This window comes from Devosia sp., from assembly GCF_024707125.1.
In the GTDB taxonomy this organism is placed as follows: Bacteria; Pseudomonadota; Alphaproteobacteria; order Rhizobiales; family Devosiaceae; genus Devosia.
In genome coordinates this window covers 201,863-220,036 of the sequence record NZ_JANQAH010000005.1, presented here as the reverse complement: position 1 = coordinate 220,036, position 18,174 = coordinate 201,863, and the positions used below count along the sequence as shown (strand labels likewise).

Annotated in this window: 13 protein-coding genes; 6 read left to right on the top strand and 7 right to left on the bottom strand. The window is 62.8% G+C overall.

Features of this window, described 5'->3' with window-relative positions; genetic code table 11:
* The first annotated feature begins 218 nt into the window (after positions 1-218).
* On the top strand, positions 219-3,548 hold the full coding sequence (locus NVV77_RS04575; protein ID WP_295411188.1) for a response regulator: 3,330 nt from the start codon (positions 219-221) through the stop codon (positions 3,546-3,548).
* Here NVV77_RS04575 and NVV77_RS04570 read toward each other — a convergent pair.
* From NVV77_RS04570 to NVV77_RS04540, 7 genes are all read right to left on the bottom strand, one after another.
* On the bottom strand, positions 3,545-4,240 hold the full coding sequence (locus NVV77_RS04570) for a response regulator (RefSeq protein WP_295411186.1): 696 nt from the start codon (positions 4,238-4,240) through the stop codon (positions 3,545-3,547). The two genes, NVV77_RS04575 and NVV77_RS04570, sit on opposite strands and share 4 nt — an antisense overlap.
* Positions 4,237-4,914, bottom strand: a complete 678-nt coding sequence (locus NVV77_RS04565) for an ATP-binding protein (protein WP_295411390.1) — start codon at positions 4,912-4,914, stop codon at positions 4,237-4,239. The genes NVV77_RS04570 and NVV77_RS04565 overlap by 4 nt, the downstream gene beginning before the upstream one ends.
* Entirely contained in the window at positions 4,911-6,878 is a 1,968-nt protein-coding gene (locus NVV77_RS04560) for a DUF4118 domain-containing protein (protein ID WP_295411183.1), read from the bottom strand. The genes NVV77_RS04565 and NVV77_RS04560 overlap by 4 nt, the downstream gene beginning before the upstream one ends.
* A gap of 42 nt (positions 6,879-6,920) precedes the next feature.
* On the bottom strand, positions 6,921-7,508 hold the full coding sequence (gene kdpC / locus NVV77_RS04555) for a potassium-transporting ATPase subunit KdpC (protein WP_295411180.1): 588 nt from the start codon (positions 7,506-7,508) through the stop codon (positions 6,921-6,923).
* A 12-nt stretch (positions 7,509-7,520) separates the two neighbouring features.
* Entirely contained in the window at positions 7,521-9,584 is a 2,064-nt protein-coding gene (kdpB, locus tag NVV77_RS04550; RefSeq protein ID WP_295411177.1) for a potassium-transporting ATPase subunit KdpB, read from the bottom strand.
* An 11-nt stretch (positions 9,585-9,595) separates the two neighbouring features.
* On the bottom strand, positions 9,596-11,305 hold the full coding sequence (gene kdpA / locus NVV77_RS04545; RefSeq protein ID WP_295411175.1) for a potassium-transporting ATPase subunit KdpA: 1,710 nt from the start codon (positions 11,303-11,305) through the stop codon (positions 9,596-9,598).
* A 392-nt stretch (positions 11,306-11,697) separates the two neighbouring features.
* Positions 11,698-12,963: a Glu/Leu/Phe/Val dehydrogenase gene (locus NVV77_RS04540; RefSeq protein WP_295411173.1), complete on the bottom strand. Its 1,266-nt coding sequence runs from the start codon at positions 12,961-12,963 to the stop codon at positions 11,698-11,700.
* A gap of 183 nt (positions 12,964-13,146) precedes the next feature.
* Here NVV77_RS04540 and NVV77_RS04535 point away from each other — a divergent pair, with 183 nt between their 5' ends.
* The 5 genes from NVV77_RS04535 (at position 13,147) to NVV77_RS04515 (ending at position 18,172) form a co-directional block, all read left to right on the top strand.
* Positions 13,147-13,530 carry a nucleoside diphosphate kinase regulator gene (locus NVV77_RS04535; RefSeq protein ID WP_295411170.1) on the top strand — a complete coding sequence of 128 codons (384 nt, stop codon included), beginning with the start codon at positions 13,147-13,149 and terminating at the stop codon, positions 13,528-13,530.
* 390 nt (positions 13,531-13,920) lie between these two features.
* A complete protein-coding gene (locus NVV77_RS04530) occupies positions 13,921-14,406 on the top strand; it encodes a GNAT family N-acetyltransferase (protein ID WP_295411167.1) in 486 nt (161 codons plus the stop codon).
* Between the two features lie 3 nt (positions 14,407-14,409).
* Positions 14,410-15,432: a glycoside hydrolase family 3 N-terminal domain-containing protein gene (locus NVV77_RS04525; protein ID WP_295411165.1), complete on the top strand. Its 1,023-nt coding sequence runs from the start codon at positions 14,410-14,412 to the stop codon at positions 15,430-15,432.
* A 34-nt stretch (positions 15,433-15,466) separates the two neighbouring features.
* Positions 15,467-17,122: an ABC transporter substrate-binding protein gene (locus tag NVV77_RS04520; RefSeq protein ID WP_295411387.1), complete on the top strand. Its 1,656-nt coding sequence runs from the start codon at positions 15,467-15,469 to the stop codon at positions 17,120-17,122.
* A 72-nt stretch (positions 17,123-17,194) separates the two neighbouring features.
* Positions 17,195-18,172, top strand: a complete 978-nt coding sequence (locus NVV77_RS04515; protein ID WP_295411163.1) for an ABC transporter permease — start codon at positions 17,195-17,197, stop codon at positions 18,170-18,172.
* Positions 18,173-18,174: the final 2 nt, after the last annotated feature.

Here is an 18,174-nt window from a genome sequence, read left to right as displayed (position 1 = left end):
GAACTCCTCCCAAAATAGTCCTCCGCATCCGGCGTCGAGGCCGGATCCATCGCATGAGTTGCGATTGGTATCTAATTGGCACTAGAGTGGTGATGGAGTCACCGCGTCAAAATCGTCAAATTCGCCGGAAAAATCGGCAAAAACCCAGCGCGGCGGCGGAAGTCTGGTTTGAAGTGGTCTCATCGGGGAGATGAGGCAGCGAGCCGGGAGGAGAAGACATGAAGCTGCCGGCGCTCTGGCCGTCCAACTTTCGGGGACGGCTGTTCCTGATCTTTCTCGGCGTGATGGCCGTGCCGCTGTCCCTGACTTTTTGGGCGCTGATCACCACCCTGACCTCCAGCCTGCGCGACGAAACCTTTGCGCAGTTGCAGTTCGTGCGCGATGCCAAGCACGCCGAAATCGAGCAATATCTAGCCTTCTCCCTGCGCCAGGCGGAGACGCTGACCAAATCCAATACGGTGCGCTATTCGGTCGGCGAGTTTTACGGCTTTTCCTATGCCTTCCGCATGATCGACGCCTCGCCCGACAAGGCGCAGCGCGTCTTGCAGGAGGTGTTCGCGCTCAACGAAGGTGGCGTGGGCCAGCCGGCCGAAATGGGCGGCCCCCTCCTCCGTACCGCGCTCGAATATGCCAATGCGCACAATCGTTTCCACGAAGATTTCGCGAGCTTCGTGCGCACATCGGAATTCGACAATCTTTACCTCATCAACAGCGCCGCCCGCGTCATCTATTCGGTCGAAAAGGACGGCTATCTCGGTGCCGATCTCGAGATGACCCTGAGGAATACGCCCCTTGGGCAACTGACCGAGACGCTGCTCGAAGGCGATGGCGAAGATCGCCTGGCCCTCCTTGATTTCCGCCGTGACCCCGTCACCAACGCCTTTTCCGCCTATGTCGCGGTGCGCATCGACTTCCACAGCCGCACGCGCGGTCTCGCCGTCTTCCGCCTGCCCGCCGATGCCGTCGATGCGGTCGTACAAGGCCAATTCGGCAATGAGGCGACGGGCCAATTGTTCCTCACCAGCAGCAGCGGCGCGCTGATTTCGGGCCCGCCCGACGGCGCCCTGCATCCCGGCGACAAACGCCTCGCCAGCATTTCGCGCGGTTCGGAGCGCGGCGCCGATATTCTCGATACCGGCGCCAGCGGCGAGCCGGCGCTTGCTGCCTGGACCGTCCTGCCCTTCGGCGCCACGCCCTGGCATCTGTCGGCGGAAACACCCACACGCCTCGCCTTCGCCAAGACCGAATCCCTCACCCGGTTCGTCGCCCTGATAGCCGCCATCAGCCTGCCGCTGATCTTCCTCATCGCCCTCATGCTATCGCGCACCATCTCGGCCTCGCTCGGCAAACTGGCCGACGCCGCCGAAGCCATCGCCGCGGGCCAGCTCGATCTCGACGTGCCCAAAATCTCCGGCCCCGACGAACTCGCACGCCTCACCACCAGTTTCAGCCGCATGCGCATGGCCGTGCGCGATCAGCTCACCCTCATTGGCCAGAAAAACCAGGAGCTCGAACAGCAGGTTCGCGTCATCGCGGAAAAGAACGCGGAACTGGAAGAGGCCGACCGCCAGAAGGACGCCTTCGTCGCCAATACCAGCCACGAATTGCGCACGCCGCTCAATGGCATCATCGGCATTTCAGGCACGCTGGCGACAGGCGCCGCGGGCGATCTGACCGCCCTGCAGCGCAGCCAACTCGAACTCATCACCTTCTCGGCACGGCGCCTCTCGCGCCTCGTCGACGACCTGCTCGATCTCTACCGCATCCGCCAGGGCCGGATGAACCTCGACATCCATGCCGTGCACCTGCCGACCTCGATCCGTAATGTCCTGTCGGTGGCGCAAACCATGGTCTGGGGCGAGCCCGTCAGCATCAAGGTGGAGCTCGAAGACGACCTGCCCTATCTCGAAGCCGACCCGGTGCGGCTAGAACAGATCCTCTACAATCTCGTGGGCAATGCCATCAAATATACCGGCAGCGGTACCGTCTCGGTCAGCGCCCGCCATGTGGGCCACGAGATCGAAATCTCGATCAGCGACACCGGCATCGGCATCGCCGCCGACAGTCTCGAACGCGTCTTCCAGCCGCTCGAACGCGCCAGTGGCAACGAGATCGAAGGTTCTGGCCTCGGCCTCACCATTGCCCGCCAGCTTGCCCATGCCATGCATGGCAAACTCTCGGCGACCAGCACTCTCGGCGAAGGCTCGATCTTCCGCCTCGCTCTTCCCGTCGCCCCGCCCGGCTCGGAACTGAATGCCGTGGAACTCCTTGCCGAACCGGGCACCGGCTATATCGACCTGCCCGTCATGCCCGACGCACCCTTCGCGGCCAAGGACGGACCGCACCTCCTCGTTGTCGACGACGAGCCGGTCAATATCCAGGTTCTACGCAATGTGCTCCAGCCACTCGGCTACCGCTTCGAAGCGGCCCGCAACGGCACGGAAGCGCTCGAGGCCGTCGCGCGGCAAAAGCCCGACCTCGTCATTCTCGATGTCATGATGCCCGGCCTCAGCGGCCTCGACGTCGCGAGAAAACTGCGCGAGCGTTTCTCGCTGCACGAACTGCCCATCATCATGCTCACCGCCCGCAGCCGCACCCGCGACCTCCTCGCGGGTTTTGAAAGCGGCGCCAACGACTATGTCTGCAAGCCCTTCGTCAAAGACGAACTCCTGGCCCGCATCGCCACCCTGCTCTCGGCCACCCATGCACAGGTACAGGCCCGCGAAAACGCTGAACTCAAGCAGGAAATCGACCGCCGCGTGCATGTCGAAGACGCCCTGCGCCTCTCCCAGCAACGCATGTCGCGCCTTCTTGATACCGTCTCGGTCGGCCTTGTCTGCGCCAACGAGGCCGGGCGCATCATCTATGCCAACCAGCAGGCCATGCAGTTTTCCGGCGGCCGGATCGAAACCGGCCAAACACTCCTGGGTGACCTCCTCGATCCCGGCTTCCTCGACAACATGCGCAGCGAGATCGAAGCCGACGGCCAGGCCAATCTGACCAGCACGACCTTTGGCGCGCCGGACCACAAGGTCATCATCCAGGGTTTTGACATCGAACCCCAGCAAGGCGGCGGGCTGGCGCTGATCATCGATCAGGACACCGCGCCCTTGCGGCAGCGGGCGGAATTGGTCAACCGCTCCATTCGCGATGTCCTCGACACCGTCGGCCCCGACCTCGCCGCCATCGAGGAAGACGAAACCCCGTCGGATCGAGAGCTCTATCGCGAGATGATCGTCGCCGTGATGACCGAGAGCCTCAACGTCTGGCGCAAGGCCACCGGCAAATCCAAATTCGACCTCGCCGAGGAAAGCGGCATCTGGCGCGTCAGCTTGGACCGCTCCTCATTGCAGGCACGCACGCTCGACAAATACCTGCTCGTCGAAACCCTGCCCGACCGCCCCCGCTGGCGCGACGTCATCGGCACCGGCGAATATGTGCTTGCGCAAGTGGCCTCCCTCCAACCGGAAGCCACCGAACCCCTCTCCGGCCACGTCACGACGCTCAAGCGCATGGTGAAAGCCTCGCTTGAAGCGGACCGGACCTAGCCTTCGCGCCGCAGCCGGTAGCCGATGCCCGGCTCGGTCACGATATGCATGGGTGAAGCGGGGTCCGCCTCCAGCTTCTGCCGCAGCTGGCCGATGGCGACGCGCAGATATTGCGTGTCCTCCATATGCGCGGCGCCCCACACGGCCACCAGCAGCTCCTTATGCGTAAGCACCTTGCCATTGCCTGAAATGAGGCGCGTCAGCAGCGCATATTCCTTGGGCGGCAGCCGCACCGGTTCGCCATGACGGCTCACATAACGCAGGTCGAGGTCCACCTCGACATCGCCGAACCGTACCTTGGCGACGGGCGGCTGCGAGGCCGCCCTCTGGCGCAACGCGGCCTTGATGCGCGCCAGCAGTTCGCCGATGCCGAAAGGCTTTTCGACATAGTCGTTAGCGCCGCGCTCAAAGGCCTCGATCTTCTCGCCTTCCTTGTCGCGCGCCGAAAGGATCAGGATCGGCCCCTCGTAAAAGGCCCGCGCCTTGAGCAGCACATCCTTGCCGTCCATGTCCGGCAGCCCGAGATCGAGGATGACCACATCCGGGCTCCACTGCGCGATCTCGCGCAGCCCCTGCGCTCCATTGTCGGCGCGCCGGTGGTGATACCCCGCCGCATCCAGCGCCGGACCGAGGAAGCGATGAATCTGCGGCTCATCGTCGATAACCAGAATGCGTGCAAGCAGTGGTGTCACTTGTCTTTCCAGACGTCGGCTTCGGACTTGTTGAGGGCGATCAGCATCCGCGTTCCCTTGTCGCCATGGATGGGGCTCGCGGCAACGATGGCCCCGCCCATGGCCTCGATGAAACCCTTGGTGATCGAGAGACCCAGCCCCACGCCTTTGCTGCGATCGGTCGGTTCCTCGAGCCGGCGGAACTTGTCGAAGACGCGTTCCAGCTCGTCGGTGGGAATGCCCTTGCCCTCATCCTCGATGCTGATGATGATCTTCTTGCGGTCCTCATAGGCCGCGATGCTGATCTCGGTATTGTCAGGCGAATAGGCAATCGCATTCTCAAGAATATTGACGACGGCCTGTTCCAGCAGCCCCGGATCGATCGTCACCTTGGGCAGTTCGGTCGGGAAATCATAGGTTATGGAGTGCTCGCCCAGTCGGCGGCTCAACCGTGCTGTGGCCGTACGCAACACCGCTTCGATATCGCTGTCTTCCAGCCGCAGTGTCACCCCGCCCCCTTCGAGCCGGGTCATATCGAGCAGGTTGCGGATATAGTGATTGAGCCGCTCTGCCTCCTCGCGGATGGATTCGAGCAGGTCCTGCTTGACCTCCGGCGCCAGCTTGTCGCCCAGCTCCAGCAGGGTTGAGGACGACCCGAGAACCGTCGACAGCGGTGTGCGCAGGTCATGGCTCACGGAATTGAGCAGCGCCGTCCGGAACCGATCCGAGCGCCGCAGCGTCTCGGCCTCGACGGCATGCAGCGCAAATTCGGCACGCTCGATGGCAATGCCGCCACCATCCGCCAGCGCGGTAAGAAGCTTTTCCTGATCCGATCCCGGCACTGTCGCCACCCGCTCGATACCGACCACACCGGTCCGGTTCTGCACCCCCGCAATGGCCGAAACGACCAATTGCTCTGGGGCAAGGTGCCCGTATTGTGCCCTGCCGGTTCCCCGCGCTCCCAGGTCCAGCGCGCTGCCGCCATGGCGCCCGGCCCCAGTTCCTGCGCTTCCGGCGCCCCAGCCACGGTCACCAGTTCCCCGCCCTCGGGCAGCAGCACGATCGACTTGGCGCCGGTCGCCGCCGTCGTCTGCTCGGCCAGTGCGCGCGCTGCATCAGCCTTGGTGGGCGCCCGCGAAAAGGCCCTGGTCGCAACCAGCAGCGAGGTCACATCGCTCGCCCGGCGCTGGGCCTCGCGGGCCCGGTCGCGCGAGCGGCCAGCCAGAATACCCGTGGCCAGCGCCACGGCGAGAAAAACCATCAGAGTCAGCAGATCGGTCGGCGAGCCGATGGCAAAGCTGTAGCGGGGGTTGAGGAATAGAAAATTGTAGATGGCAAAGGCGCACACCGCGGCAACCATGCCCGGCGCCAGCCCATGCACCACCGCAGCCGCCAGGATTGCGGCGAGGAAGATCATGCCCAAATCAGCCCGCTCGAATTGCAGATCCAGCGCATAGGCCAGGGCCGTAGCGACCCCCACATAGCCGAGCCCAATGGCATAGGGCGCCCAGCCGCGTTTGAGGATTTGCAGCCAGGGCCGGCGTTCCCGCACCTGGTTCTCGCCCGGCTCGGTCACGACGTGAATGGACACGCCCCGCGCCGCGCGCAGCAGTTCCGCCGCCAGCGACAGGCCGAACACTTCGCGCAGGCGGCTGTCTCGTCCCTTGCCAATGACAATCTGGGTCACATTGTTCTGGCCGGCATAGGCGAGCGCGGTGGCCACGAGATCCGCGCCATTGAGCACGACGGTCGTCGCCCCCAATTGCTCGGCCAGTTTCAGCGCATCGGTGAGCTTCGATGTCGTACCGGCCTCGCCGTCTTCGGATCGCCCGCGGGTAATATGCGCCACGATCCAGGGCGCGTCCTTCATGGTATCGGAAAGCCGCCTGCCCTGCCGGACGAGGGCACTCGACATGCCATCATCGGCCACGAGAACCAGAATGCGGTCCCCCGCTGCCCACGGCCCTTCGAGCCCCTTCACTCGCATGGCCGCGTTGAGCTGGTCGTCCACCGTCTGGGCCGCGCGGCGCAGCGCCAGTTCGCGCAGCGCCGTCAGGTTCTCGGGCTTGAAGAAATTGTCGGCCGCCAGCCTCGCCGTCTCGGGCACATAGACCTTTCCGGCCGCCATGCGCTCGCGCAGTTCGGCCGGCGTAATGTCGATGACCTCAATGTCGTCAGCGCGCGATAGCGCCCCATCCGGCACCGTCTCGCGCTGGCGCACCCCAGTGATCTTGAGCACGACATCAACGAGGCTTTCGAGATGCTGGACATTCAGCGTGGTCCAGACGTCGATCCCCGCGGCCAGCAGTTCCTCTACATCCTGCCAGCGCTTGGGGTGCCGCGAGCCCGAGGCATTGGTGTGGGCATATTCGTCGACGATCAGCAGTTCCGGCCGGCGCGCAATGGCACCATCGATGTCGAATTCGAGCAGCGTTCGTCCGCGATGCTCGATCGGTCGCCGCGGCAACACATCCATGCCGCGCAACAGGCTCTCGGTTTCCTTGCGGCCATGGGTCTCGACGAGCCCGATGACCACATCGAGCCCATCCATCTTGCGCCGCCGGGCCTGGCGCAGCATTTCGTAAGTCTTGCCGACACCCGGCGCCATGCCCAGAAATACCTTGAGCTTGCCCCGATGCGCCTTCTGCGTTTCGGCCAAAAGGGCTTCGGGATCTGGACGCCGGATGTCTTGCACGTCGGACTACTCAGCAGCAGGTTGGAGCGGATAGGCGCTGTCGAGCGCCAGGTTGGTCATCAACACATTGACCCGCGCCTGGCCGATAAAGCCCAGGAGCGGCGCCTCGGTATTGGCGGCGACAACGGCCACCACCTCAGAGGGTTCTATACCGCGGGCCTCGGCAATACGATCCACCTGCAATGCCGCAAATTCCGGCGAGATCTCGGGATCAAGACCCGAACCGGATGTGGTGACGGCATCGGGCGGGATCGCCCCTTCCGGAGCATAGGCCCGAACGGCGGCAGCGTCCGCTGCCACGCGCTCGATGAGAACCGGATTGAGCGGGCCGAGATTGGACCCAGACGAGCCGGCGGCGTTGTAGCCATCACCGGCTGCGGAGGGCCGCGGCCAGAGATAGCCCGGCGAGGTCGTCACCTGGCCGATGAGTTTCGAGCCGACGACCACACCCTCTGCGTTCCGGACGAGCGAGCCTTCGGCCTGCGCGGGGAACAGCGCCCCGCCGGCCGCCGTCACGACAGCCGGATAGGCGCCACCGAGAATGGCGGAGAACAGCAGCATGGAGACGATGGCTGGTCTTGCTTGGTTCAGCATTTTCTTTGCTCCTTATGCGAGACCGAGTGCGGTGATGGCAACGTCAATGATCTTGATGCCGATAAAGGGGGCGATGAGGCCACCGAGACCGTAGATCAGGAGGTTGCGCGACAGCAGCGCACCGGCCCCCACTGCGCGATATTTCACGCCGCGCAGGGCGAGGGGAATGAGCGCGACAATGATCAGGGCGTTGAAGATCACCGCCGACAGGATGGCGCTTTCGGGGCTGGTCAGGCCCATGATGTTGAGCATCTGAAGCTGGGGCAGCACGACCACGAACAGCGCCGGGATGATCGCAAAATATTTTGCGACGTCATTGGCAATGGAGAAGGTCGTCAGCGCACCGCGCGTGATCAGCATCTGCTTGCCCACTTCGACGATCTCGATGACCTTGGTCGGGTCACTGTCGAGATCGACCATATTGCCCGCTTCACGCGCCGCCTGGGCACCGGTCTGCATGGCCACGCCAACGTCGGCCTGAGCCAGTGCCGGCGCATCATTGGCGCCGTCACCGCACATGGCGACGAGACGCCCCTTGCCCTGTTCCTCGCGGATCAGGCGCAGCTTGTCCTCGGGCGTCGCTTCGGCGAGGAAGTCATCGACGCCGGCCTCGGCGGCAATCGCCGCCGCCGTCACCGGGTTGTCGCCGGTGATCATGACCGTGCGCAGGCCCATCCGGCGGAGGTCGGCGAAGCGGGCAGCAACGCCCGGCTTGACCACGTCCTTGAGATGGATGACGCCGATCAGCGTATTGCCCTCGGCAATGGCCAGCGGCGTGCCGCCGCTCCGGGCGATGCGGTCCACCGCCTGCCGGAATTGGGCCGGCGCGTCGCTGTCCTTCTTGCCGGTCAGTTTCAGGATCGCGTCGACCGCACCCTTGCGCCAGGTTTTTCCGTCGGTATCGAGGCCTGAAAGGCGCGTCGAAGCCGAGAACGGAATGATGGTGCTGTCGGCAGGCGCTTCGATGCTGATGCCCTTGTTGCGAGCCAGTTCAATGATCGAGCGGCCTTCGGGCGTTTCGTCGCCCAGCGAGGTCATGACGGCGGCCCGGAAGGCCACCTCTTCCCTGATCCCCGGAGAGGCGATGACTTCGGTGGCCATGCGATTGCCGAAAGTGATGGTGCCGGTCTTGTCGAGCAGCAGCGTATCGACGTCACCAGCCGCTTCCACGGCGCGACCCGAGGTTGCCAGCACATTGACCTTGAGCAGGCGATCCATGCCGGCAATGCCCACGGCCGAAAGCAGGCCACCGATGGTCGTCGGGATCAGACACACGAACAGCGCGCCCAGCACGACCGGATCGAGCGCGATGCCCGAATAGGCGGCAAAGGCCAGCAGCGTAACGACGGCAATGAGAAAGATCAGCGTCAGGCCTGCCAGCAGCACAGCCAGCGCGATCTCATTGGGTGTCTTGCGCCGATCGGCGCCTTCCACCATGGCGATCATGCGATCGAGGAAGGTGGAGCCGGGGCGCGCCGTGACGCGCACCTTGATCCAGTCCGACACCACGGTGGTGCCACCGGTCACGGCCGAGCGGTCGCCACCGGATTCGCGAATGACCGGGGCGCTTTCGCCCGTAATCGCCGCCTCGTTGACCGAGGCCACGCCTTCGATGATCTCGCCGTCGACCGGAATGACGTCGCCAGCCTCGACCAGGATGATCTGGCCAAGCCCAAGTTCATGGGCCGGCGTCGGCACGATCAGTTCCTGCTTTTCATCAACGATCAGCTTGGCTTTGGTCGAGGTGCGGGTTGCACGCAGGGAATCGGCGGCGGCCTTGCCCCGACCTTCGGCGATGCTTTCGGCAAAGTTGGCAAAGAGCACGGTGGCCCAGAGCCAGAGGGCGATGGCGACGGCGAAGCCGCCGTCGGCTCCGCTGCCGATGGCAATCGCGGCGGAGATCGTGGCCAGAACCGCAACGAGTTCGGTGGCCAGGATAACCGGGTTGCCGAGCAGTTTTCGCGGGTCGAGCTTGACGAAGGCGTCTCCCAGGGCGCGGGCAAGCGTCGCGGCCGTCAAGCCGCCAGCAAGCCGCGTCGAACCCCTGCCCTGTGTTTCAAAATCCATTGTAGACATGTGAGGGAACCTCAGTTTGCCGCGACCGCTTCGAGCACCTGGAAGTGCTCGACGATCGGGCCAAGGGCCAGCGCCGGGAAGTATTGCAGCGCGCCCAGAATGATGATGACGCCAACAAGAAGACCGATGAACAGCGCACCTGTCGTCGGCAGTGTGCCGGTGCTCGGGGCCAGTTTTGGCTTGGTGACGATGCTGCCGGCGATGGCAAGGACCGCCACGATCGGAATGAAGCGGCCGAGGAGCATGGCAAGGCCGAGCGTCGTGTTCCACCACGGCACGTTGGCCGAGACACCACCGAAGGCCGAGCCATTATTGGCCGTGGCCGAGGTGAAGGCATAGAGCAGCTCGCTCAGGCCATGCGCACCGGGATTGAAGAGGCTCGAGAGCCCGCCCGGCCACACCACGGTCAGGGCCGAAAGACCCAGCGTCGAGAGCGGCACGACAAGCAGCGCAACCATGGCGAACTGGATTTCGCGCGCCTCGATCTTCTTGCCCAGATATTCCGGCGTACGCCCGACCATGAGGCCAGCCACGAAGACCGAGAGCACGGCCATGACCACCATGATGGCAATGCCCGAACCGATGCCACCGGGCAGGATTTCACCCAGCATCATCAGCAGCATGGACATGCCACCACCGAGCGGCATGAGGCTATCGTGCATGCCATTGACCGAGCCATTGGAAGCGCCTGTCGTCTGCGCTGCCCAGGCGGCAGTACCGGCAAGACCAAACCGGGTCTCCTTGCCTTCCATGTTGACCGGGTTTTCGATGCCCGCCGCCACGAGAGCCGGAGCCGGCTGTGCTTCGGCGACATAGATCACCCCCGCGCCCGCCCCGAGGATCAGGATGCCGGCCGTTGCCAGCGCCCGGATTTCCTTGCGCGCAAAGGCCGAGCGGCCAAAGGCGAAAAACGCTGCCCAACCAAGCGTGTTGATCGCAATGGCGGTCATCAGGTTGGTCAGCGGGTTGGGGTTTTCGAACGGATGGGCCGAATTGACGTTGAAGATGCCGCCGCCATTGATGCCCAGCTGCTTGATGGCAAGCTGGCTCGCCGTCGGAGCCACCGAAATGGTCTGGCTGGCGCCATCGAGCGTCGTGGCCGATACCGAGGCAGCAAAGTTCTGGACCACGCCCAGGCCGATCAGCGCAACGGCGAGGACAAACGCCAGGGGCAGCAGCACATAGAGCGTCGTGCGCACGAGATCTGCCCAGAAATTGCCGATCCCGGTCTCGCGATTGCCGGCAAAGGCGCGCGCCAAGGCAGCAGCGATCGCTGCCCCCGTCGCCGCAGACACAAAGTTCTGCGTCGTCAGGCCGACCATCTGGGTGAAGTGGCTCATGGTGGTTTCGCCACCATAGCTCTGCCAGTTGGTATTGGTGACGAAGCTGACCGCCGTGTTGAAGGCGAGGTCCGGCGAGACGCCAGCAAAACCCTGCGGGTTGAAGGGCAGAATGCCCTGCAGGCGCAGCATGGCGTAGAGCAGGATAAAGCCAAAGAGGTTGAAGGCGATCAGCGAGGCACCATAGCCCACCCAGCCCTGAGACTTGTTGGGGTCGATACCGGCGACCGCGTAAAAGCCGCGCTCAATGGGCTTCAGCACCGGGTCGAGCCAGGTGCTTTCCTTGTTCCATACGCGCGACATGAAGATGCCCAAGGGCCAGCCCAAAGCCAGGGCGAGACCAAGGGTCAGGGCGATTTCCGCCCATCCTTGCCAGTTCATTTTGAATTGCTTCCGCTAGAGCGTTTTCAGGAAAAGTGGACACCACTTTTCCGGTTCGAAAACGCGAAAAGATCTAGAGTTTGTCAGGCCGGAACAGGGCGATGACCATGTAGACGGCGATAGCGAGGGCGCCGAGCCCCCAGAGCCAGATCAGCATCGCGCTACACCCGGGCCAGCAGCTTCGCCAGGGCAAAAGTCAGGATAAAAAATCCCGCGCCCAGCGCCAGAAAGAAGATATCGAACATGTCGAGCCTCCATATGTGAGGCCAGAACATTCATACCCTTTCGCGTAAAGTTTCCATACGGAAGTGGTTAGGCCCGTATAAAGCCCGCATAAAGAAAAGGCGCCGCTGATCCCTCAGCGACGCCCCGATTTTTTCAACCTGGCCGGACTAACCGGCGAAGAACGGCTGCGTGCCGTGGGCTTCGATGGCATTGGCGAGACGCCCGAGCGCGTGGATATAGGCGGCCGAACGCGCCGACACTTTCCGCGATTGGGCGATATCCCAGACCGCACGGCCTTCGCGCTCGACGATCTTCAAGAGGCGCGCGTGGATCTCTTCGAGGTCCCAATAATAGCCCTGACGGTTCTGCACCCATTCGAAATAGGAAACAGTGACACCACCGGCATTGGCCAGAATATCGGGAAGGACGATGACGCCCTTGTCGTTGAGGATCTTGTCGGCGTCCGGGGTCACCGGGCCGTTGGCCAGCTCAAGCACGACCTTGGCCTTGATCGACCCGGCATTATCCTTGGTGATCATGTCTTCGAGCGCCGCCGGCACAAAGAGATCGGCTTCCACCGCCAGGAGGTCATCGGGCGAAATGACATGAGCGCCGAGTTCAGAGGCCATGTCGGCCACACGACGACCGGCATTTTTGCCCGCGATCAGCTTTTCGACATCGAGCCCACCCGGACGATGGATCGCCCCGGTCGAGTCCGAAACCGCAATCACCGAATTGCCATCAGCTGCAGTCAGCCGCGCATAGTACTGACCCGCATTGCCAAAGCCCTGGATGGCAACCGTGTGATCCTTGTCGAGACCGAGTTCGGTCGCCAGGTGCCGCACGAGGTAGAAGCCACCGCGCGCCGTCGCATCATTGCGGCCGAGCGAACCGCCCAGCGCAATCGGCTTGCCGGTGATCACGGCCGGAGAAACCTCGCCGGTGATCTGGTTATACTCGTCCGACATCCAGCCCATGATCATGGCGTTGGTGTAGACGTCAGGCGCCGGAATATCGCGATCAGGCCCGATGATATTGGCAAAGGCCTGCACATAGGCGCGCGACAGGCGCTCAAGCTCGGACTTGGACAGCTGATGCGGATCGACCCGCACCGCGCCCTTGCCACCGCCATAGGGCAGGTTCATCACGGCGCACTTGAAGGTCATCCAGAAGGCGAGCGTTTCCACTTCCTCGACGGTCGAGTCGGGGTGGAAGCGGATGCCGCCCTTGGTCGGGCCGCGCGTATCGTCATAGCGGCAGCGCCAGGCGAGGAAAGACTTGCGCGAGCCATCGTCCATACGGATCAGAAGGCGCGTCTTGGTGGTTTCGCGCGGATATTTGAGTTTCTCGATGACATCCTGATCGATCTTGAGGTGGTTGGCGGCCTCTTCGAGACGGATAAGGGCGCGATCTAGCAGGGTGTCGTCGGACATCATTGTTCCTTGCGATCATGAAATGTGCATCATGCATAAAAATGCGGCATCAAACTTCCATATCAGAATGCTTAGGTCAATAATCCTGACGCTTGTTGACCAGAATATATTCTGACCGCCTATTGACTGTGCATTTCCACGGTCGGAATATCCTCAAACCTCGCTTTCCCCGGTCCGACCACCGTGTTTCCTTCGCTTCCCCTGCCCGAAATCCTCATCAATTCAGATGATTACAACCGCGTCATGGTCCTGGCCGAGCGTTCGTTCGAGTCGATGCCCTATGTCTCGGCCTATCTCGAACGCGAATTGAAGCGGGCAGCGGTCTGTGACCCATGGGATCCGGCCGGCGTCTCCATGGGCCAGCGTGTGATGTTCCGGCTGGATGACGAGGGCCAGGTCCGCCTTGGCCGGCTGACCTACCCCAATCGCCCCTTCGGCGAGCGCGGCAATGTGCCCATTCTCGGCCCCGTCGGCGCCGCGCTCATCGGCATGCGCAAGAACTCGTCCATCGAATGGCTGGACGACGGCCGCATCCGTACGCTCACCGTGCTCGACTACGGCTGGTAGCACCGAGCCCGTATTGGAATATTGCATTCCAACGATCCGCACATCGCGAATAGAATATTACTTTTGACACCGTTCGGCCGTTCGCTGCCGGCGAGCACGGCTTTGTGTCTTCATCGCCATCAAGATCATACGACCCAAAATTTTCCGCAGAGATTCTGCCTAAATATGCGCCACCGCTCGCCTTATTCGCTGGCATGGTCGGCGTCCTTCCACAGCCTGATCACGATCGGAATAGAATATTCCTTCGATCGTTGACACTTGGAATATTCGCTCCTAGCATCCCCTTGCAACGATGCCATAGGGCGTGTGGAGACACCCCTTAGGGAGAGCCTCAATCCCGCGCCCTGGCCGCGTTGCGCGATACTTCGCCGATGGGAGCGGCGCACTTTTATGGACCTGCTCGTCAACCTCTATAGCCGCAAGCTCGACGAACTCCGGACCCGCGTCCAGGATGTCGAAGCGACCATTCGCGTCGCCCTGCCGCCCGAGCAGCACATCATCAAAGACTGGGTCCGCACCCATTTTTCCGAATATTGGGTCAGCGAAGTCAGCGCCGCCATGGCGCACCAGCCGCCCGGTTGCCTCATCGCCACGGTCGATGGCCAGCTCGTCGGCTTTGCCTGCTATGACGCGACGGCCCGCGGCTTTTTCGGCCCCACCGGCGTTTCCGAAGACCAGCGCGGCAAGAATATCGGCCTCGCGCTCTTCTACCACACGCTCGCTGCCATGAAGGCGCATGGCTATGCCTATGCCGTCATCGGCTCCGCGGGCCCCGTCGATTTCTACGTCAAGGCGGCCGGCGCCATGCCCATCCCGTCGGACAAGGAAGACATCTATCAGGGCTTGCTGCGTATCAAGAAGCCCGAGGCAAACTAGACCATGACCACGACGCCCCTCGCCCTTTTCGTCGGCATGCCGGGATATGAGCTCTCGGCCAACGAGATCGCCTTCTTCCGCGAGACCAATCCCTTCGGCCTCTTCCTCTTCAAGCGCAATCTCGACAATCCCGAGCAGATCAAGCGCCTCGTCCACCAGTTCAAGGAGGCCGTCGGCCGCGACGACGCCCCGGTCTATATCGACCAGGAAGGCGGCCGCGTGCAGCGCCTCGACAATGGCAATTGGCCATTGTTCCGCAGCCTCGGCCAATTCGGCGCCCTCGCCCGCAAGGATCTCGAAACCGGCAAGCGCGCCATGCGCCTCTCGACGCTCGCCATGGGCTCGATGATGAGCGAACTCGGCCTTGGCAGCGGCACGACGCCCGTCGTCGATCTCGCCCGCAAGGGCACGCATGACGTCATCGGCCAGCGCTCCTTTGGCGACGATCCCGATCTCGTCATCGAGATGGGCCGCGTCGTCATCGATGCCATGCTCGAAGTCGGCTCCATGCCGATCATGAAGCACATTCCCGGCTATGGCCGCGTCACCGTCGATCCGCATTTCGATTGCCCTGTGGTCGATGCCGAAGTCGACGACCTGCGCCAAACCGATTTCCGCCCCTTCATCGCGCTCAAGGATTCCCCCTGGGCCATGGTGGCGCATCTGGTCTTCACCCAGATCGACAAGGACCACCCCGCCTCCGTTTCCGCCGCCGTCTGCGATCTCATTCGCCGCGACATCGGCTACGACGGTGTGCTCGTCACCGATTGCCTCACCATGGAGGCACTCAAGGGAACCTGGCCGGAGCGCGTGCGTGCTGCGCTCGATGCCGGCTACGACATTGCCCTCCATAGCCAGGGCGATCTCAATGCCAGCGAGGCGGCAGCCAAGGCGGCAGGTCCGCTCACCGCCGAAAGCCTCGCTCGTATCGACCGGGCCCAATCACAGCTCGGCAAGTCTCGTGTGGACGTGAGGGCGCTCCATGCCGAGGTGGAAGACATTTTCAGGGAGAACGGACTTGCCTGAGGCAGGGCCGTATTCAAAGGAGAGACGTATAATGCTGAAAACTACGCTGATCGCGGCCGTTTCGGTTGCGACTCTGGCCATGGCGGTACCCGCCAGCGCCCAGAACGTGCTGACCCTAAGCTCGGAACAGACCACGACCTTCGTGCGCAATTTCAACCCGTTCGGGCAGACCTCGGCGCGCTACACCACGCTCGACTTCATGTACGAGCCGCTGGTCGTGTTCAACCGCCTCAAGGGCAACGAACCCAATTTCCGCCTCGCCGAGAGCTATGAGCTGGCCGACGATCTTAAGTCGATCACCTTCGTGCTGCGCGATGGCCTGAAATGGTCCGATGGCGAAGCCCTGACCGCAGACGATGTCGTCTTCACCTATGACTACATCAAGAAATTCCCGGCGCTCGATTTCATCTCGGTTTCGGCCCAGCTCGCTTCGGTCGAAAAGGTCGATGACCGCACGGTCAAGTTCAACCTCAACGAACCCAATTCGCTGATCGCAAATACCATTGTCGGCATGCCGATCGTGCCCGAGCACATCTGGGCGGACATTGCGGATCCCGTGACCTTCGCCAACGAGAACCCGGTCGGCTCCGGCCCGATGACCGAGATCACGCGCTTCACCCCGCAGGTCTACGAACAGTGCCGCAATCCCAACTATTGGGACGCCGAGAATCTCAAGGTCGACTGCCTGCGCATGCCGCAGCTCGCCGACAATCCGCAGGTTCTCGCCGCCCTTGCCGATGGCACGCTGGATTGGGCCACGAGCTTCATCCCCGACATTGACAACACTTTCGTCGCCAAGGACCCCGAGCACCACAAGTACTGGTTCACTCCATCGAGCCTCGTCTCGTTCCAGGTCAGCCAGATCACGCCCGATGAGAACAACCGCAAGGCGTTCACAGATGTGAACTTCCGCCGCGCGCTCTCCATGCTCATCGACCGCCAGACCATTGTCGACATCGCCGGCTATGGCTATCCGCTGGTCAATGAAGACCCGGCAAGCCTCGGCGAACTCTACAAGGCCTTCGCCAATCCGGCGGTCGAAACCGAGTTCGGCCAGTACGGCAAGTTCGACCTCGAAGCCGCCGTGGCCCTGCTCGATGAGTCCGGTTATGTCGACGCCGACAGCGACGGCTTCCGTGACAATCCCGATGGCACCCCGATCGCCATCGACATCATGGTGCCCAATGGCTGGACCGACTGGATCGACGCTGTCCAGATTTCCATCGAAAGCCTCGCCGAAGCCGGCCTCAATGTAAAAATGTCGACGCCGGAAGCTGCGGTCTGGACCCAGAACCTGATCGACGGCACCTATTCCATGACGCTCAACGCCCTGGCGTCGGCGGCCAATCCCTACTTCCCGTATATCCGCTCGTTCAACCCGGGCGATTTCGGCAAGAGCCGCTTCACCGCGCCGCATTGGGAAAATGCCGAGGTTATGACGCTCCTTGACCAGTACACCCAGTCCAAGGACCCGGCCGAGCAGAAGTCGCTCATGGACCAGCTCCAGCTGATCGTGGCCGAAGCCATGCCGATCATCCCGGTCTACAACAGCCCGTCCTTCTACGAGTACAATACCAGCCGCTTCACCGGCTGGGCCGACGCCGAGAATCCCAAGTACTCGCCCGTCGTTTCCAACGCCAACCCGGCCCGCTTGCTGCAGCTGCTCGATCTCGATCCAGTCGCTCAGTAATCGTGCCAGAGGCGGGAGCGTTACCCTTGCGCTCCCGCCGACTACCCCGCCTCAGGGAGAAAATCAGAACCCATGACCTTCCTGCTCCGGCGTCTCGCCTTCTATCTCGCGGCCTTCATTGCCGCCGCCACAGTCAATTTCTTCCTGCCGCGCCTGATGCCGGGTGATCCCATTCAGATCATGTTCGCCAGCGCCGGCTCCGAACTCTCCCTCGAAAATCTCAACGCCCTGAAGCTGACCTTCGGCTTCATCGATGCGCCAATCGGCGAGCAATATCTGCGCTACCTGCAGAGCGTCTTCACCGGCGATCTCGGCCGCTCGATCAAGTATTTCCCCCTGCCCGTCACCGAACTCCTCGGCCGCTCCCTCGTCTGGACGCTTGGCCTCGTCGGCATCGCGACACTCCTGAGCTTCGCCCTCGGCACCTTCCTCGGCGTCATGGCCGCCTGGCGCCGCGGCACGATATTCGACTCCATCGTCTCCCTCACCGCGATCTTTTCCAGCTCCGTCCCGGCCGTCGTCGTCTCGCTGATTATGCTCTTCGTCTTTGGCTATCAGCTCGGCTGGTTCCCCAACGGCTATGCCGCCGATCCGCTGCTCGATCCGGGTTTCAACTGGACCTACATTTCGAGCGTCATCCATCACGGCACCCTCCCCATGCTGACCATGGTCATCGTGCTCACCGGCGGCTTCGCCGTCACCATGCGCAACAACATGATCAACCTGCTTGGAGAAGACTACATCGTCATGGGCCGCGCCAAGGGCCTCGCCGATAATCGAGTCATGCTCTGGTACGCCGCACGCAATGCCCTGCTGCCGACTGTCTCGAGCCTCGCCATTGCACTTGGCACCGTGCTCGGCGGCTCGCTCGTCACCGAAGTGGTGTTCAACTATCCCGGCCTCGGCAACACGCTCTACCAGGCCATCATCGCCCGCGACTATCCGGTCATCCAGGGCCAGCTCCTGATCATGACCGCCGCCATGCTCATCGCCAATTTCGCCGTCGATCTCAGCTATGTGCTGCTCGACCCCCGTTTGAAGAAGGCCTGAGC

Bases quoted from the DNA above. Each gene is read 5' to 3' on its own strand.
- NVV77_RS04515 (WP_295411163.1), top strand. From the start codon at position 17,195: ATGACCTTCCTGCTCCGGCGTCTCGCCTTCTATCTCGCGGCCTTCATT.
- NVV77_RS04575 (WP_295411188.1), top strand. From the start codon at position 219: ATGAAGCTGCCGGCGCTCTGGCCGTCCAACTTTCGGGGACGGCTGTTC.
- kdpB (WP_295411177.1), bottom strand. From the start codon at position 9,584: ATGTCTACAATGGATTTTGAAACACAGGGCAGGGGTTCGACGCGGCTT.
- NVV77_RS04540 (WP_295411173.1), bottom strand. From the start codon at position 12,963: ATGTCCGACGACACCCTGCTAGATCGCGCCCTTATCCGTCTCGAAGAG.
- kdpA (WP_295411175.1), bottom strand. From the start codon at position 11,305: ATGAACTGGCAAGGATGGGCGGAAATCGCCCTGACCCTTGGTCTCGCC.
- NVV77_RS04525 (WP_295411165.1), top strand. From the start codon at position 14,410: ATGACCACGACGCCCCTCGCCCTTTTCGTCGGCATGCCGGGATATGAG.
- NVV77_RS04530 (WP_295411167.1), top strand. From the start codon at position 13,921: ATGGACCTGCTCGTCAACCTCTATAGCCGCAAGCTCGACGAACTCCGG.
- kdpC (WP_295411180.1), bottom strand. From the start codon at position 7,508: ATGCTGAACCAAGCAAGACCAGCCATCGTCTCCATGCTGCTGTTCTCC.